Consider the following 765-nt stretch of genomic DNA (forward strand, 5'->3'; position numbering starts at 1 on the left):
CTGTCCGGCCTGAATAGTGACAGAGGGTTTATTCTGCCCCATGTTCACAGCGGTTACAGTATACGGAGCAACACCCCCCACCCATGTGAACTTCGCAGGAACGCCCGTATTACCATCATCAGGTTTGAGAACCCACGCGAGCGCGGAAACGAACTTGAGTTTAGTCGAACCCGCCGCCCCGGTCGAATCAGTTACCGTAACAGTAACGTCGCCCGGAGTCGCAGACGTAACCGGGTAAGGGCTTGCGCTTGTCGTGTGGTCTACCCCGTTCACGTTCACCGTGTAAGGAGCAACGCCGCCAGCGATTGACACGTTAATGTTTGTATTGACCACCGCAACAGTATTCGACGGCGTGACGGTCAGCGGAGCCGCAACGATTACCGCCTGAGTAATAGGCGTTTGCTTTGTTGCATCGTTAATAGTGATAACAACATTTTCAGCGGTCGGATGATTAAGCGTGTATTTAATAGGGTCGCCCTTATTAATAGTCAGCTTGTCATGATTCACCGTTCCGGTATCAACAGAAACGTCATACGGATAATCGCCACCTGTCCATGTGTAATCCGTAGCAACGCCGATTTTAGCCGTCGCTGGATGTAATACCCATGCGAGCGGGTCAACATGCGCGGGTTTAATCTGAGGCGTTACAGTGAACGAATAGTTACCACTGCCAGCACCGCCGAACGTCACCTCATAAATAGATGTGTCCGGGAAAGTTACTTTAAGCTCTTTAGCCTGTCCGTCAGGGAAAGTATTATAAGGCAC

1 protein-coding gene is annotated in these 765 nt (G+C 51.1%); it reads right to left on the reverse strand.

Annotation, left to right across the window (positions count from 1 at the left end; translation table 11 throughout):
* Window positions 1-765 (reverse strand): hypothetical protein (locus tag HL054_RS22075; RefSeq protein WP_369141280.1); only part of this gene is annotated, 765 nt, incomplete at both ends.

The organism is Modestobacter versicolor (genome assembly GCF_041028285.1).
Taxonomy (GTDB): Bacteria; Actinomycetota; Actinomycetes; order Mycobacteriales; family Geodermatophilaceae; genus Modestobacter; species Modestobacter versicolor_A.